The organism is Enterococcus sp. LJL120 (assembly GCF_054871765.1).
In genome coordinates, this window is record NZ_JBTXLV010000002.1 from 415189 (window position 1) to 429965 (window position 14777).

General features: G+C 41.1%; 12 protein-coding genes. 9 read left to right on the plus strand and 3 right to left on the minus strand.

Features of this window, described 5'->3' with window-relative positions; translation table 11 throughout:
• Positions 1-30: 30 nt before the first annotated feature.
• Together ACYSNU_RS05195 and ACYSNU_RS05200 are read left to right on the plus strand one after the other, a co-directional pair.
• Positions 31-1797 (plus strand): ABC transporter ATP-binding protein, encoded by a 1767-nt coding sequence (locus ACYSNU_RS05195; RefSeq protein ID WP_461736133.1) that lies wholly within the window; start codon positions 31-33, stop codon positions 1795-1797.
• Positions 1787-3568 carry an ABC transporter ATP-binding protein gene (locus tag ACYSNU_RS05200; protein WP_461736134.1) on the plus strand — a complete coding sequence of 594 codons (1782 nt, stop codon included), beginning with the start codon at positions 1787-1789 and terminating at the stop codon, positions 3566-3568. Before ACYSNU_RS05195 ends, ACYSNU_RS05200 begins: the two co-directional genes overlap by 11 nt.
• Before the next feature lie 245 nt (positions 3569-3813).
• Here the strand turns inward: ACYSNU_RS05200 and ACYSNU_RS05205 are convergent, their stop codons facing one another.
• The 3 genes from ACYSNU_RS05205 to ACYSNU_RS05215 all read right to left on the minus strand — a co-directional run bounded on the left by ACYSNU_RS05205 (position 3814) and on the right by ACYSNU_RS05215 (position 6575).
• On the minus strand, positions 3814-4845 hold the full coding sequence (locus ACYSNU_RS05205) for a lysostaphin resistance A-like protein (RefSeq protein WP_461736135.1): 1032 nt from the start codon (positions 4843-4845) through the stop codon (positions 3814-3816).
• A 194-nt stretch (positions 4846-5039) separates the two neighbouring features.
• A complete protein-coding gene (locus ACYSNU_RS05210) occupies positions 5040-5681 on the minus strand; it encodes a lactate utilization protein (protein WP_461736136.1) in 642 nt (213 codons plus the stop codon).
• A 60-nt stretch (positions 5682-5741) separates the two neighbouring features.
• Positions 5742-6575, minus strand: coding sequence for a metallophosphoesterase (locus ACYSNU_RS05215; protein ID WP_461736137.1), 834 nt, complete (start codon positions 6573-6575; stop codon positions 5742-5744).
• Positions 6576-7030: 455 nt separating this feature from the next.
• Here ACYSNU_RS05215 and ACYSNU_RS05220 point away from each other — a divergent pair, with 455 nt between their 5' ends.
• From ACYSNU_RS05220 to ACYSNU_RS05250, 7 genes are all read left to right on the plus strand, one after another.
• Complete coding sequence (locus ACYSNU_RS05220) at positions 7031-7927, plus strand: ROK family protein (RefSeq protein WP_461736138.1); 897 nt, start codon at positions 7031-7033, stop codon at positions 7925-7927.
• 40 nt (positions 7928-7967) lie between these two features.
• Positions 7968-8783 carry an AraC family transcriptional regulator gene (locus tag ACYSNU_RS05225; protein ID WP_461736139.1) on the plus strand — a complete coding sequence of 272 codons (816 nt, stop codon included), beginning with the start codon at positions 7968-7970 and terminating at the stop codon, positions 8781-8783.
• Positions 8784-8905: 122 nt separating this feature from the next.
• On the plus strand, positions 8906-10255 hold the full coding sequence (locus ACYSNU_RS05230; RefSeq protein ID WP_461736140.1) for a carbohydrate ABC transporter substrate-binding protein: 1350 nt from the start codon (positions 8906-8908) through the stop codon (positions 10253-10255).
• Between the two features lie 203 nt (positions 10256-10458).
• Positions 10459-11331, plus strand: a complete 873-nt coding sequence (locus ACYSNU_RS05235; protein WP_461736141.1) for a carbohydrate ABC transporter permease — start codon at positions 10459-10461, stop codon at positions 11329-11331.
• A gap of 15 nt (positions 11332-11346) precedes the next feature.
• Positions 11347-12216 (plus strand): carbohydrate ABC transporter permease, encoded by an 870-nt coding sequence (locus ACYSNU_RS05240; RefSeq protein WP_461736142.1) that lies wholly within the window; start codon positions 11347-11349, stop codon positions 12214-12216.
• A 214-nt stretch (positions 12217-12430) separates the two neighbouring features.
• The gene (gnpA, locus tag ACYSNU_RS05245; protein ID WP_461736143.1) at positions 12431-14590 is read left to right on the plus strand and encodes a 1,3-beta-galactosyl-N-acetylhexosamine phosphorylase; all 2160 of its coding nucleotides are present in this window, start codon (positions 12431-12433) and stop codon (positions 14588-14590) included.
• Positions 14574-14729, plus strand: a complete 156-nt coding sequence (locus ACYSNU_RS05250) for a DUF6903 family protein (RefSeq protein WP_265459537.1) — start codon at positions 14574-14576, stop codon at positions 14727-14729. Before gnpA ends, ACYSNU_RS05250 begins: the two co-directional genes overlap by 17 nt.
• The last annotated feature ends 48 nt before the right edge of the window (positions 14730-14777 follow it).

Sequence of the window (14777 nt, forward strand, 5' to 3'; positions counted from 1 at the left end):
TAGTTGACTAACTTGTTACAGGAGGAACTTATGTTTAAAATTTTTAAAAAGATGAGCCAGACCGAAAAATGGCTGGTCCTCGTCAGTCTGCTATTTATATTATTACAGGTTAGTTTGGAGTTAAAGATTCCCGATTACATGTCGGAAATAACGCGGTTATTACAAGAAGACGGCACTAAAACCAGCGATATTTTGATTCCCGGCGCTAAAATGATTTTGATGTCCTTAACCAGTTTTGCGGCATCGGTTGTGGTCGGTTATTTTGCCGCTAAAATTGCTGCCGGTTTAACACGGCGGCTGCGGGGCGAAATTTTTGACCGGGTGACGGATTATTCGGCTAAAGAAATTCAACATTTTTCAGTGCCCAGTCTGGTGACCCGCACCACCAATGACTTGACGCAAATTCAAATGTTAGTTGCGATGGGACTGCAGGTAGTAATCAAAGGCCCCATCACAGCTGTTTGGGCGATTACCAAAATCGCCAATAAAAATTGGGAATGGACCACTGCGACGGCTGTCGCTGTTGGCGTGTTGCTAGTCTTGATTACAGTGATTATGACATGGGTGCGCCCTAAGTTCACTTTAGTGCAAAGCTTGACGGATAATTTAAACAGTGTGACGCGGGAAAATTTAACAGGAATTCGCGTGATTCGTGCTTATAATGCCGAAGCCTACCAAAATCAAAAATTTGAAACGGCCAATGATGAGTTGACGCAGGTTAATTTATTTACTGGACGGATGATGTCTTTTATCAGTCCGACGATGACTTTAGTTTCCAGCGGCTTAACGCTGTCAGTTTATTGGCTAGGCTCCACCTTGATTCAAAATGCTGCAGCTGCAGACAAGCTGACTTTGTTCAGTGATATGGTTGTCTTCACTTCCTATGCTATGCAGGTGGTAATGGGCTTTATGCTGATGACGATGATTTTCTTTATTTTGCCAAGGGCCTTGGTGTCTGCTAAGAGAATTAATGAAGTGCTCGATTTAAAACCTTCAATTGAATATGTTGCTGAAGCGACAGAGGATTTGCAAGAGACTGGCACTGTGAGTTTTGAAGGAGTTTCCTTTGCCTATCCAGAAGCTAGCGAAGATGTTTTGCATCACATTAGTTTCTCTGCGAAAAAAGGTGAAACAGTCGCCTTTATCGGTTCAACCGGTAGCGGGAAGAGTACCATTTTGAAATTGATTCCTCGCTTGTACGACATTACCTCTGGCACGATTCGTGTAGACGGACAGGACATCAAAGAATTTCAACAGGAACAGTTAAATAATATTATCGGCTATATTCCCCAAAAAGCTGTGTTGTTCAGCGGTGACATTCGCTCAAATATGGATTTAGGAACGAGCAACGATTCTCCGCTAGATGATCAAAAAATTTATCAAGCGTTGGAGATTGCTCAAGCTGCTGACTTTGTCAAAGCTGAACCGGGTCAATTAGACGCAGAAGTGGCTCAAGGAGGAACCAATTTTTCCGGTGGTCAAAAACAACGGCTGGCGATTGCGCGAGTTATCGCCCGTAAACCAGAAATTTTGATTTTTGATGATTCCTTCTCGGCTTTAGATTATCAAACAGATAAAAAATTGCGAGGCATTTTAAAAGAAGAAGTACCGGAAACGACAAAACTAATTGTCGCTCAGCGGATTAGTACGATTATGGACGCTGATCAAATTATTGTATTAAATGAAGGTCGGATTGCCGGCAAGGGGACCCATCGGGAATTACTGGCGGGCAACCAAATTTATCAAGAAATTGCTTATTCGCAATTATCGAAGGAGGAATTAGAAAATGAAGAATAGTTCAGCGGAGCATCTTAATTTCGCCAATATTAAAAAATATGCTGGCAACTATACAATTCCCTTAATTGCCGCTGTGATTTTTGCGACGGTGGGCAGTATTACTTCGATTTTAGGTCCGGATAAATTAAGCGAAATTACCGATACAATTACGGCGGGTCTTTACACGACCATCGACACTGACAAAATTATGGAAATTTGTCTGTATTTAGCTATTTTATACGGTGTGGGCTTTTTGATGAGCTATTGCCAAGGCTTTTTAATGGCTACTATCACCCAACGTTTTTCCAAAAAATTACGGGGTCAGGTTTCTGAAAAAATCAATAACCTGCCGCTGCAATATTTTGATTCCCATCCTCAAGGGGATACTTTAAGTCGCGTGACCAATGACTTGGATACCGTGGGTCAATCCCTAAATCAAAGCTTGGGCACATTAGCACCGTCAATCACTTTAGTCATTGGCTGTCTAGTGATGATGTTCCACAACGACTGGATGCTGAGTGTCACAACGATTCTCTCTGTCTTTTTGGGCTTTTTTATGGTGGTTGTCATCTTGACAAAATCCCAAAAACATTTTGCCGCTCAACAAACAAAACTTGGGAAAGTTAGCAGTTTTGCCGAAGAAATTTATTCTGGCCATAGTGTGATCAGCACTTATAATGCTGAAAAAGAAGTCAAAGGCGATTTTTCTAAATTAAATGACGACTTATACAGCAGTGTTTGGCGGGCGCAATTTTTATCCGGCATCATGCAGCCGATGATGGGCTTTATCGGTAACTTTGGTTACGTGATGGTCTGTGTAATTGGTTCGATTTTAGCTTTGAACGGTACGATTTCCTTTGGTGTTATCGTGGCCTTTATGATTTATGTCCGTTTATTCACCCAACCTTTGTCACAATTGGCACAGGCTTTCAGTACGCTGCAATCAGCAAGTGCAGCTTTAGGTCGTGTTTTTGAGTTTTTAGATGAAACGGAAATGGCTGATGAGTCGCATCTCAGCCAACGTTTAACCGATACTAAAGGGGATGTTACCTTTGAGCATGTTAACTTTGGTTACGACCCAGCGCAACCGATTATCCACGATTTTTCCGTTGAAGCTAAAGCCGGCAAAAAGACGGCAATTGTTGGGCCGACCGGTGCTGGTAAGACGACCATCGTTAACCTGCTGATGAAGTTTTATGAGGTCAACAAAGGAACGATTGCTATCGACAATCAGCCTTTGAGTGAGATGAAACGCGAAGAAGTGCATGATCAATTTTGTATGGTGCTGCAGGACACTTGGTTGTTCGACGGCACTGTCAAAGAAAATTTAGTCTTTAATCAAACCGGCGTTACCGATGAAGAAATTATCAATGCCGCTAAAGCAGTCGGCATTCACCACTTTATTCGCACGTTACCAAAGGGTTATGATACCGTTCTAGACGACAGCATTGAATTGTCAGTTGGGCAAAAGCAATTGATGACCATTGCCCGGGCTTTGATTAAAAAAGCACCGATGCTGATTTTAGATGAAGCGACCAGTTCAGTCGATACCCGGACGGAAGAACTGATTCAAAAAGCAATGGATAAATTAATGGAGGAAAAAACTTCCTTTGTTATCGCCCATCGTCTTTCGACCATTCGTAATGCCGATAATATTTTAGTGATGAATCACGGGGATATCATTGAACAAGGGAATCATGAAACCTTGATGGCTAAAGATGGTTTCTATGCTAACTTGTATAATAGTCAATTTGCCAAACACGGCAATGCTGGCGATATCGAACTAGCATAATTTAAAACGAAAAAATTGTAGGATTTAAATGGCGTGTTCATTTCTGAAATATCAGGACGTGTCTAATATCCACAGTCAAAAACCGCCAACTTGTATAACTCACAAGTTGGCGGTTTTTTTGCGATTAGATTAATTATTCTTTGAAGTTGTTCCTTAAAATTAAAGAAGTTTATTTTTCAACATTCCATTTAAAAAAATTTTGAAGTAACCCTTCGTTAGATTTTTCGATTTTTTATTTGGCAAATTTATTGCAGCAATGGCTGTACCGAACCGATGGCCATGTATAAATTTACACCGGTGAAAATCAATAGACCTGCAGAAGTCAGCACGCTTTTGACAGCACCGGACTCTGTCGGTTGATTTTTAAAGAAAGCAGCGATTTGCTGGCGCTGTTTTATTAGAAAATAAAGGGCAATCACAAGGCCAATCACTTGGATGCCGACTAAAAGGAGCGTTTGGGTAGTGGCCGGCAGGTTAGCAGTTGCAAAACTAAAGAGGTCGCCTAAAACAAAATTATTGAACATGTGCAGCACAATGGCCCATTTCAAAGAAAAACGCAGTGCCGTATAACTAAGAATCATACCGGCGCAAAAAGCAAAGACGCCTTGAGTGAAATTCCCGTGATAAATACCAAAGAGAGCCGACGAAACAATCATGGCAAAGGGGCGGCCAAATTTTTCCAGTGAATGCAGGACGGCTCCCCGGAAAACTAATTCTTCACAAATCGGCGCTGCCAGAGAAGAATAAATCAGCATCGAAAGCGTTGTGCTGCTGGCAGAAGCAGCCTCCATTTGGCTTTGCAACGAAAGGCCAAACAGATTAAATAAACTTTCCACAGCAGCACTGAAATAAGGAAAAATAAATTGAATGCCAACAAATGCACAGAGTAAAATCAGAAAAACTTTGACATTGATTTTTTGGTGGACACTGGTGATGTCTTGAAAAAATTGCTGCCGGCGAAAGCCCCAAATAATCAGCAGCCCAACTGCTAAAGCCAGCAAGTAAGGCAAGCCGCTTTCACTAACTGCTTCCCAAGCGACTTGAGAAAGCATGCCACCATTTTCGGCGGCCGCCTGCTGAATTAAAAAATTTGCTACAAGATACGATACCCCACTGAAAATCAGTGTGTATAGACAGAGCATCCAACCGGTCCGTTTAATTTCCTGATGATTTGAATAATTTCTTGGTAAAGTGTGTTCCATATTGTCATCCTCCAATTTAATCCAGCTGCAATCCCATCCGAATTGCCCCGCAGCTGCTTGCTGTCCCAAGCCCAAGTATCAAATCCCTCCTGCTGTTTATTTTAAATTAACAGCAAAGTGTGAAGATTAATTGAAGGTAATGCAGTGATTTTTAGCTTTTCACAACAAAAAAATCTGTTTCATGAAAATGAAATGCTCATCAGTCGTTAGTTTTTCATCTAACTATTGTGAGTCAGTTCATTTTACAAAACAGATTTTTTATGGAAATTTTAATAGCCGTGATCCTCTAAAATCAAAAAGATTGTCAGCCGTTCAGCCTGCCAAGAACGACGGGTGACAGCGATTGTGTTGCAAATACATTCTTCAAGAAAACAATCGCCGCAGACGCCTTTTTTGATGCAGGGCGTCTTTTGTAAATTCAAACGAGTAGCATTGAGGGGCGCCGTTTTTTTGCGGACCATTTGAATCGTGGTTTCTAAATCGCCATAGACTTTGTTCATGCCGACAAAGGCCAAAACTTTATCCGGCCCATAGGTGATGGCTGCAACCCGATTGCCGACACTATTTACATTGACCAATTCGCCATCTTCAGAGATACCATTGATGCTGGTTAAAAAATAATCCGCTGTTAGCGCTTGTTTCATTAATTGATGACGTTCGGCTATGTCTTTGGCTAGCTCCCGATTGATAATCGGCTGCTGCCGTTCGTATAATGCTTCAATCAATTGGGAATCTTTTAGTGTTTCGGAGCCTCCGAAGGCCACAACTTTTTGGGGATCAATCAGAGCTAAAGCTTTTTCTCTGGCTTCATTGAGATTTTCACAGATGACCACTTGAAAATTTCGGTGCAACAATTTTTTGCTAAGAGTTTTAGCGGCGGCTTGGTAAAAAGTTTTATGAATGGTTGTCATAGGTCCAGCTCCGTTTTTTACTTTATTGTGCGTTAAAAGCTTCACAATGACAATAGTTTTTTAAATACTTAAGCGAAAAACACTTAGCTGCGGCGGATTTAAAAAGCGCGCATGAATCATCGTAGTACCAATACCGGTATTCACATAGAGTTGTGTGTTGTCTGCTAGCTGATAACTGCCTTTAGAATAAGTTTTGGCCAATTGATTTTTTACTTGATAAAAGGGCAGCCAAATTTGTCCGCCGTGGCTGTGGCCCGCTAAAATTAAACTGGGAGTCGCTGTCACCAAGGCGTCTGCAACATCCGGCTCATGGGTTAAAAGCAATGAAAAATCCGCTTGACTCTGATAACTAAACATTTCTTCTGGATCAGAATTACCTAAGAGAGCATCGTCCAAGCCACCGACAAAAAGTTGTCGGCCATTGGCTAAGCTCAAGGTTTCGCCACTATTTTCCAGCAGATTAAAATTCGCTTCCTGTAAAAGCTCATCGATAACCCCCGCAGCACCGCCGCCGTAATCATGATTACCTTTGACGGCGTACTTGCCGATAGTCGCTTGGATTTGGGCCAGCTGTTGCTTGACTTCCGTTTCCAAACCAACTCCATAACGGGCATAATTATCAAATAAATCTCCGGTAAAAACTACAATATCTGCTTGTTGTTGATTGATTTTTTCAGTAACAGCGGCAAGATTTTGAATGGTAAAATTTTCTGCTAAGTGAATATCAGAAACTTGAACAATTTTCAGTTCCACGCTGTCTGTTTCGTTAGTTGGGGAATGATCGAGGGCCACCTCTTTGACAGTCAGCTGATAAGGTTCAATCTTAAAGGCATATACGACAAGGATTAGAGCGAATACAATCATAATTCCCGCAAAGATAATAAATTTGCGCATTTGTTTTCTCCGTCTTTTGTTATTTTTGTTTAGCTTAGCACAACTTTTTAGACCAGCTAGCGGTCATTACCGACTCTTAATCCTTTTAAGTAAAAATTATAAAAAGGAAAAGTTTTCTTAATCATTGAAGGTCAATCATTGTGGAAGAAAAGCTGTTTTACAATTTGCGAGGTCAATTTTTGGAGGAAATAAAAAAGAAACCTTGCTGGCTCACGGTTTTTGATGAATTTTCTTGAAGGACGCCTAGCGGGAGGGCGGCCCGTCTCTAGATTGCTTTTACGATTTTTATCCAAGCTTTTTTAATTGTAAAAGGATGAAGGAATAATTATAAAATCCCCTTGAAAGATTAAATTTCAAATATTTATAAAAAATTTAACTGGTTACAACCAGATTGTTCTTTACTATCCCCATTAAGCCTGTTAAGCTACAATTAACAAGAAATGGGAGGTTCCAGAATGAAAAAAGCATTGGGAATAGATATTGGCGGTACGAAAATTGCCGTTGGTTTAATTGATGAAAATGGAAGCGTTTTAGTAGAAAACAAAGTTACCAGCAATATTTCTACAAAAGAGACGATGTTTGCCAGTTTAACTGAAGCGATTGACCAACTGATAGAAAAAATCGATGTGCCCCTTTCACAGCTATCTTTTGGGATTGGCGTGCCGGGCTTAGTTGATCGGGAGCAGGGGATTGCGGTCTTTCAAAATAATTTACCGTGGGAAAATTTTCCAATTGTTGCCCGCCTACAAGAAAAATATCCAGAAATTTTAGGGGTGACAATTGATAATGATGTCTATCAGGCTGCCTATGCAGAATGGAAAGCTGCTAAATTATCGGCTGGTGATACGTTAACATTTATTACGGCGAGTACCGGTATTTCTAGCGCCTCGTTGACTAATGGCGCCTTTATTCGCGGGCAGGGCTTTGCTGGTGAAATCGGCCTCTTGCCTCGGCCGAAAAATGGTGAAAATTTAACACTGGAGGATTCCGTTGGAGGTAATAATTTAGCTGAAAGAGCCGCCGAAAAATTAAATCGTCCAGGGATTACCACCAAGGAAATTTTTGCCGGCTATTATGCACAGCAGCCAGCAGAAACCGCAATTGTAACAGAGTGGATTGCCGATTTTGCCTATGGCATTTATGCGATGATTACGGTCTTAGATCCAATGGTCATCGTACTCGGCGGCAGCATCATTAAATTAAATCCAGATTTATTGCCTACTATTAAAGAAGAAATAAAAAAATTAATGATTCCGGCCCAGTACCGCAGTCTCGAGCAGATAAAAATTTCTAATTACGACAATAATGCCGGCTTGATTGGTGCCGGCTTGAGTGGTATGGATAAATTTTAAGGATGTGATTTTTTAGATTTAGCAAGAAGGGGTTGGGAGCATGAAAAAAATTGAAGATATTTTAAAGCAGATGGAGCCGATTTACATCCATCATTCCATCTATGAAAAAACCGATTGGCACAGTACGCTACATACCCATTATTTTTCGGAAATTCTTTATGTACTGAATGGGCAGGGCGGTTTTTTGGCGGATGGCCAAATCACGCCGATTGAAAAGGGCAGTCTGATTGTTGTAAACCCTTATGTTTCCCACACGGAGGTTTCCAGTGAGAACACGCCTTTGGAATATTTTGTTATCGGGATTAATAAGGTTCAATTTACTAATGAAGACCAGCAGAAAAATTTTTATGCCATCAAGCATACTCAAGAGGTCTTTAAGAATTTAATTCCGCTGATTTTAGAAGAAGCTAAAAATGGCAATAGTCATGATTTGTGTAAGCAGCCCTTATGCCAGCTATTTTTGATTGACTTGATGAAGCTTGAGGATTTTTCCGTGGAAAATGTTGACAATAAACGGCTGAACAAAGATGGCGCGTTTATTAAGGATTATATCGACCATCATTTTAAAGATCAGATTAGTTTGGAATCGATTAGTAACAGTCTACATTTAGATAAGTATTACATCATTCATATTTTTAAACAGACCTACAATGATACACCGATGAATTATCTGCTGAAGGTTCGCCTGATGAAGGCCAAGGAATTGTTGATTAACACCGATTATTCAGTCGCCGAAATTGCCGAAATTGTCGGCTTCAGTTCGCAATCCTATTTTAATCAAGCCTTCAAAAAGGCCTATTCGCTAGCGCCGGGCAAATATCGGAAACAAGAAAAAATAATTGCGAATTTTATTTAGGAATATTATGAAATATTACTCTTTTGGAAATTAACCAATATTTCTAAAAAAGAGTGCAACTTAACTAAATAAAACGCTTACACGTTATGTTATACTGAATTCATCAAAGGGGGTAAAACTTTATGAAAAACAAGAAAATCTTATCTTTATTGGCATTATCAGCAACAGGAGTTTTATTGGCAGCATGTGGCGGAGGCAGTGACAGTGGTAGCAGTACTGACAGTTCTGGCGGAAGTTCAAGTGATAAAACCGTTGTGAAGGTAGCCGCTTTAGAATCTGCTTATGGCGCTGACATGTGGGCTGAAATTGAATCCGCTTACGAGGCAGAAAATCCAGATGTGGACATTGAGCTTACTATTGACAAAAAATTAGAAGATGTCATCAGCCCTGATATGAAGGCCGGCAACTATTCAGATGTTATTTTGTTAGCAACTGGCCGGGAAGCCGGTTTAACAGAAACCTTTATTAAAGATAAAAACTTAGAAGACTTAACAGATGTTTTTGATATGACAGTGCCGGGAGAAGACGTGACAGTCAAAGAAAAATTAATTCCTGGTTTTATCGACACGTTAGCAACAAATCCTTATAACGATGGCAAAACCTATTTAGCACCGATGTTCTACTCACCAACTGGTTTGTTCTATAACTCAGGCCTATTAGAAGAAAAAGGCTGGGAAGTGCCAACTACTTGGGATGAAATGTGGGAATTAGGCGATAAAGCAGCCGCTGAAGATATTGCTTTATTCACTTATCCAACCACTGGTTACCTAGATTCCTTCTTCTTTAGTTTATTACCAGCAGTTGGCGGGCTTGATTTTTATAATGATGCAATGTCTTATGTTGATGGAACTTGGGCTTCAGCTGATGCTACCGAATCCTTCGACATTGCGACTAAATTAGCATCTTACACAGCTGAAACAACACCAGCAAATGCTAATGACCAAGACTTTACTAAGAACCAACAAATGATTTTAGACAATCAAACAATCTTTATGCCAAATGGAACTTGGGTAGTTGAAGAAATGAAAAATGCACCAAGAGCAGATGGTTTTGCTTGGGGCATGACTGCTTTACCAGCAGCAGAAGCTGGCGGCGACCAATATTCTTACACATTCTTTGAACAAATGTGGATGCCAACTGGTGCTGAAAACAAAGATGGCGGGAAAGACTTCATCGCTTGGATGTATTCAGATGCAGCGGCAGATATCTTTGCTAAATCCGGCGCCGTTCAACCAATCGAAGGTATGAGTGATAAATTAACTGGCGACAATCAATTGTTCTACAGTATTTATGACAATGGCGCTAAAGCAGTAATGGGCGGCTTTGAAAATACAGCGACTGTTGAAGGTGTCAGCGTGCGGGATACGTTATTCGGCACTTACGACTCAATCGTAAGCGGCACGAAGACAGAAAAAGAATGGCAAGATGATGTTATTAGTGTTACCGATCAATTGCGGGAAGCAGCAGAATAATAGCTGAATAAGTTTGAAAGTGGCTGTGACTTTAGTCAACAACCCTTAATGATTCGCGAATTTTCATAAGTGTATTCTTAGCTTGTTGGCCTTTTGCGGCGAGTAGCCACTGCAATGCAGAGGGGCAAAGCACTGACTTCGGGAAACAATTATTAAGGCGACTGGCGTCACAGTCCCTTTTTATGAAAAAAGGTGGGATTCAGATGAAAAGAAATAAAGAAAAAAGAATATTTATGGCTGTTTGCCTGGTCCCGGCAGTTTTATTAGTCTTAATTTTTATGTTTTATCCAACGTTGAATGTCTTCTATATGTCCTTGTTTAAATGGGGCGGTTTTTCACCGGATAAAACCTTTGTCGGCTTAGACAACTTTAAGACGCTGCTTGGGGATATGCAATTTATTCGTTCTTTCCAAAATACGCTGGTCTTAATCGTGCTGGTCACGGTCATTACCTTGAGTTTAGCACTCATTTTTGCGGGGATTTTAACCCGTGTGAAATTTAAAGGCGAAAATTTCTTTAGAATTGTTTTTTACATTCCGAATATTTTGTCAATCATTGTCATTGCGGCAATTTTTTCCGCAATTTATGATCCAGAACGGGGCTTGTTGAATTCATTGTTCAATTTGAAAACTCTGTGGCTCGGAGACCAAAATATTGTCATTTATTCCGTTGCTGGCGCTTTGATTTGGCAGGCAATCGGTTATTACATGGTCATGTACATGGCCTCCATGTCGGCGATTTCTGAAAGTGTTTATGAGTCAGCGTCTTTAGAAGGGGCTGGCGCAATTCGTCAATTCTTTTCCATCACGCTGCCTTTGACTTGGAACACGATTTCGACAACGTTAACCTTCTTTGTGATTTCAACCATCAATTTGTCCTTCCAATTAGTCAAAGCGATGACTAGCGGCGGACCGGATGGATCAACGGAAGTATTCTTAAGCTACATGTATAAACAAGCATACACCAATTCATCATACGGATACGGGATGGCTATCGGGGTAATTGTCTTTACCTTCTCCTTCACTTTATCTGCTGTCTTGAAACGGATTACTAAAAGACCAATTTACGAATTGTAGAAAGGAGACTGGCTTATGAGTAAGGGAAATAAATTATATAAAATTTTTGTCTATGTGGCATTAATTACATTAGCAGTCTCAATTCTGATTCCGATTGCTTGGGTATTTTTAGCGTCAATTAAAGAAAATGCAGAGTTTTATGGCAATCCTTGGGCGATGCCAAAAGGCTTTTATTTCCAAAACTTTGTCGATGCCTTTGAAAAAGCCAATATGGGGGCCTATTTAATTAATTCCTTCTTGGTGACTTTCTTAGCTTTGGCGATTTTAGTCGTGGTCGCATTACCAGCGGCCTATGTCTTGGCCCGTTTTAAATTTAGAGGCCAAGGATTTTTAAATAATTTATTTATGATGGGTCTGTTTATCAACGTCAACTACATTGTGGTTCCAATCTTTTTGATGCTATTAGACGGAGATAATTTCCTGAGAAATCTGACGGGCAATGGCTTCTTTTTAAACAATCTGTTTGTCTTAGCCTTGATTTATGCAGCAACGGCGCTGCCATTTACCATTTATTTATTGTCCAATTATTTCCGCACCTTGTCTTCAGCCTATGAAGAAGCGGCTTATATTGATGGGGCGGGTTATTTTTCCACCTTTATTAAAGTCATGGTGCCTTTAGCAAAACCAAGTATTATCACAGTTATCCTGTTTAACTTCTTAAGCTTCTGGAATGAATATGTCATCGCCTTAACCTTGATCACTCAAGATGACAAGAAAACTTTGCCAGTTGGCTTGATGACCTTGATGACTGGTCAGCGGGCAGCTGCTAATTACGGCCAAATGTACGCCGGATTGGTAATAGTGATGCTGCCAACCTTAATCCTTTACATGATGGTTCAACGCCAATTAACCCAAGGCATGACCGTCGGCGGGAACAAAGAATAAGAATTAACCTGAAAATTTGATTGGCTTCAGCAGTTGAGACGTGCGCCTTGTCTTAAACTTTCTAAATCATTTGCAATCAGCATTGTTTAACAGCGGGAATTTAGGACGAAATTCAACTGGATTGTCGCTGGAGACTAAGCTAGTTTGCGAATAAAAAAAATTTGATGCAGCTAACCAATCATTTTCTTAAAACCAAGTAGGAGGAGCAAACGCCATGAGTAAAGGACGTGTAACGATTCCCAGCGAAGCCAACTTCTTTGAAGAAACAAAGCGCTTGATGGAGCTGTGGGGTGCAGATGCCATTCGGGATAGCGATGGCACAAAATTAGATGAACAATTAAAAACGATTGGGGCCAAAATTTATACCACTTATTTTGTCGCCCGTAGTCATAATGAGTTTATTGAAAAATTTCCAGAAGAAGTTCAGCAGATGTATCTGATGAGTGAACGGACGCTAGCGACTGAGACTAAATTAGTGATTGACATTACTAAAGGTTACTTGACTGAACAAGTCACGCCTAATCCGGCTGTTGATGTCAAAAAATATTGGGAAGTGATTGACCGAACCACTGGTGAGGTAGTTTCTGTCGAGCAGTGGCAGGTGTCGGCTGATTTCACAGAGGTGACGATTCAAGATACCATTCCTTATCATGAATATACAGTGGCCTATTTGGCTAGTATGATTTGGGATCCGACGCAAATGTACAATCACATCACCAACGATTGGGGGGACAAGCCCCATGAAATTCCCTTTGATGTGCGACAACCGCAATCCAATCAATTTATGTCCAGCTATTTAGAAAAATGGCTGGCGGAAAATCCTGATGTCAACGTGGTGCGCTTCACGACCTTCTTCTATCATTTTTCTTTGGTGTTTAATAATCTCAAAAAGGAAAAATTTGTTGACTGGTTTGGCTATGGGGCGACGGTTTCTGTCAAAGCCTTAGAGGATTTTGAAAAGGCTAAGGGCTATGCGTTGCGTCCAGAAGATTTTGTCGACGAGGGCTATTACAATTCAACCTTTAGAGTGCCGAGTCCAGCCTATCTGGATTACATTGATTTCATTCAAAAATTTGTGGCGGATGAAGCCCGCAAATTAATTGAAATCACCCATGATGCCAATCGGGAAGCGATGATGTTTTTAGGGGACAACTGGATTGGTACGGAGCCTTACGGCAAATATTTCGGCGAAATTGGTTTGGATGCTGTCGTGGGTTCAGTCGGCAACGGCACAACCCTGCGGATGATTTCAGAAATTCCCCATGTAAAATATACGGAAGGCCGCTTTTTGCCATACTTTTTCCCAGATACTTTTTACGAGGGAAATGATCCGACGATTGAAGCCAAGGAAAATTGGCTGACGGCACGACGGGCAATTCTACGCAAGCCTGTAGATCGTATCGGTTATGGCGGCTATCTTAGCTTGGCCAATCAATTCCCTAAGTTTGTCGATTATGTAGGAGAGGTGACCGAAGAATTCCGCAATATTTACGATAAGATTGCTGGTAAAAAAGCTTATACGGGTGTGACGGTCGGCGTCTTGAACGCTTGGGGCAAACTGCGCTCGTGGCAAACACATATGGTCGCCCATGCTTTATGGTACAAACAAATTTATAGCTATACGGGTATTTTAGAATCTTTAAGCGGCCAAAAAGTCAACGTGGTCTTTATGGATTTCGAAGATGTAAAAAATGGCGCCTTGAAGGATGTTGATGTAGTCATCAATGCCGGCATGGCCGGCACCGCTTATTCCGGCGGTGACAAGTGGCTGGATGCAGAATTAGTCGCACGGCTAACTAAATGGGTGGCAGACGGCGGCGGCTTTGTCGGCGTCGGTCAACCGAGTGCCGCGTTGAAAAATGGCCGTTTCTTCCAAATGGCCCATGTCTTAGGTGTCGATCAGGAGCTTGGCTTTAGTTTGTCGACGGATAAATATTTCAAAGCCACTAGTGTCGATAGTCAAATTGATGTCTCGCAATTTACCGATGGCGAGCCAGTGTGTCACATCTATTCGCTAGCAGCTGACACGGAAATTTTGCTGGAGGATCAAGATGACATCAAAATTTCGGTTCATGATTTTGGCAAGGGTAAAGGCATTTATCTCTCCAGTCTGCCTTACACGCCGGAAAATGCTCAGTTGTTGTTAAAATTATTGTTTAAAGCGGCTGGCAAGTCTGCTGAATTGTATCAATGGTATGCGGAGAATCCGGCAGTGGAAATCCATTATTATCCAGAGGTGCAGGAATATGCTATCGTCAACAATACCGACCTGCCGCAACGCTCAGTCATCTATGTCGATAATCAAGTGAAAGTTGTAGAATTAACGGCCGGCGAGATTCGATGGGAGGCAAGCAAAGATGAAAACAATCATTAAAGTCATTTTATTCTTTGTCTTTTTAGCGATGATGATTATGGGTCAAAAACACGTAGGCTATCCCGGCCTCGGTGTAATGATGCTAGGACTCATCGGCTTATTAGGACTGTTGTGGGATTACAACCGCAAATATCAATAATCCAATCACGTTAATCGAAGTGGCGCTTCTACCCGCCACTTTCCATTA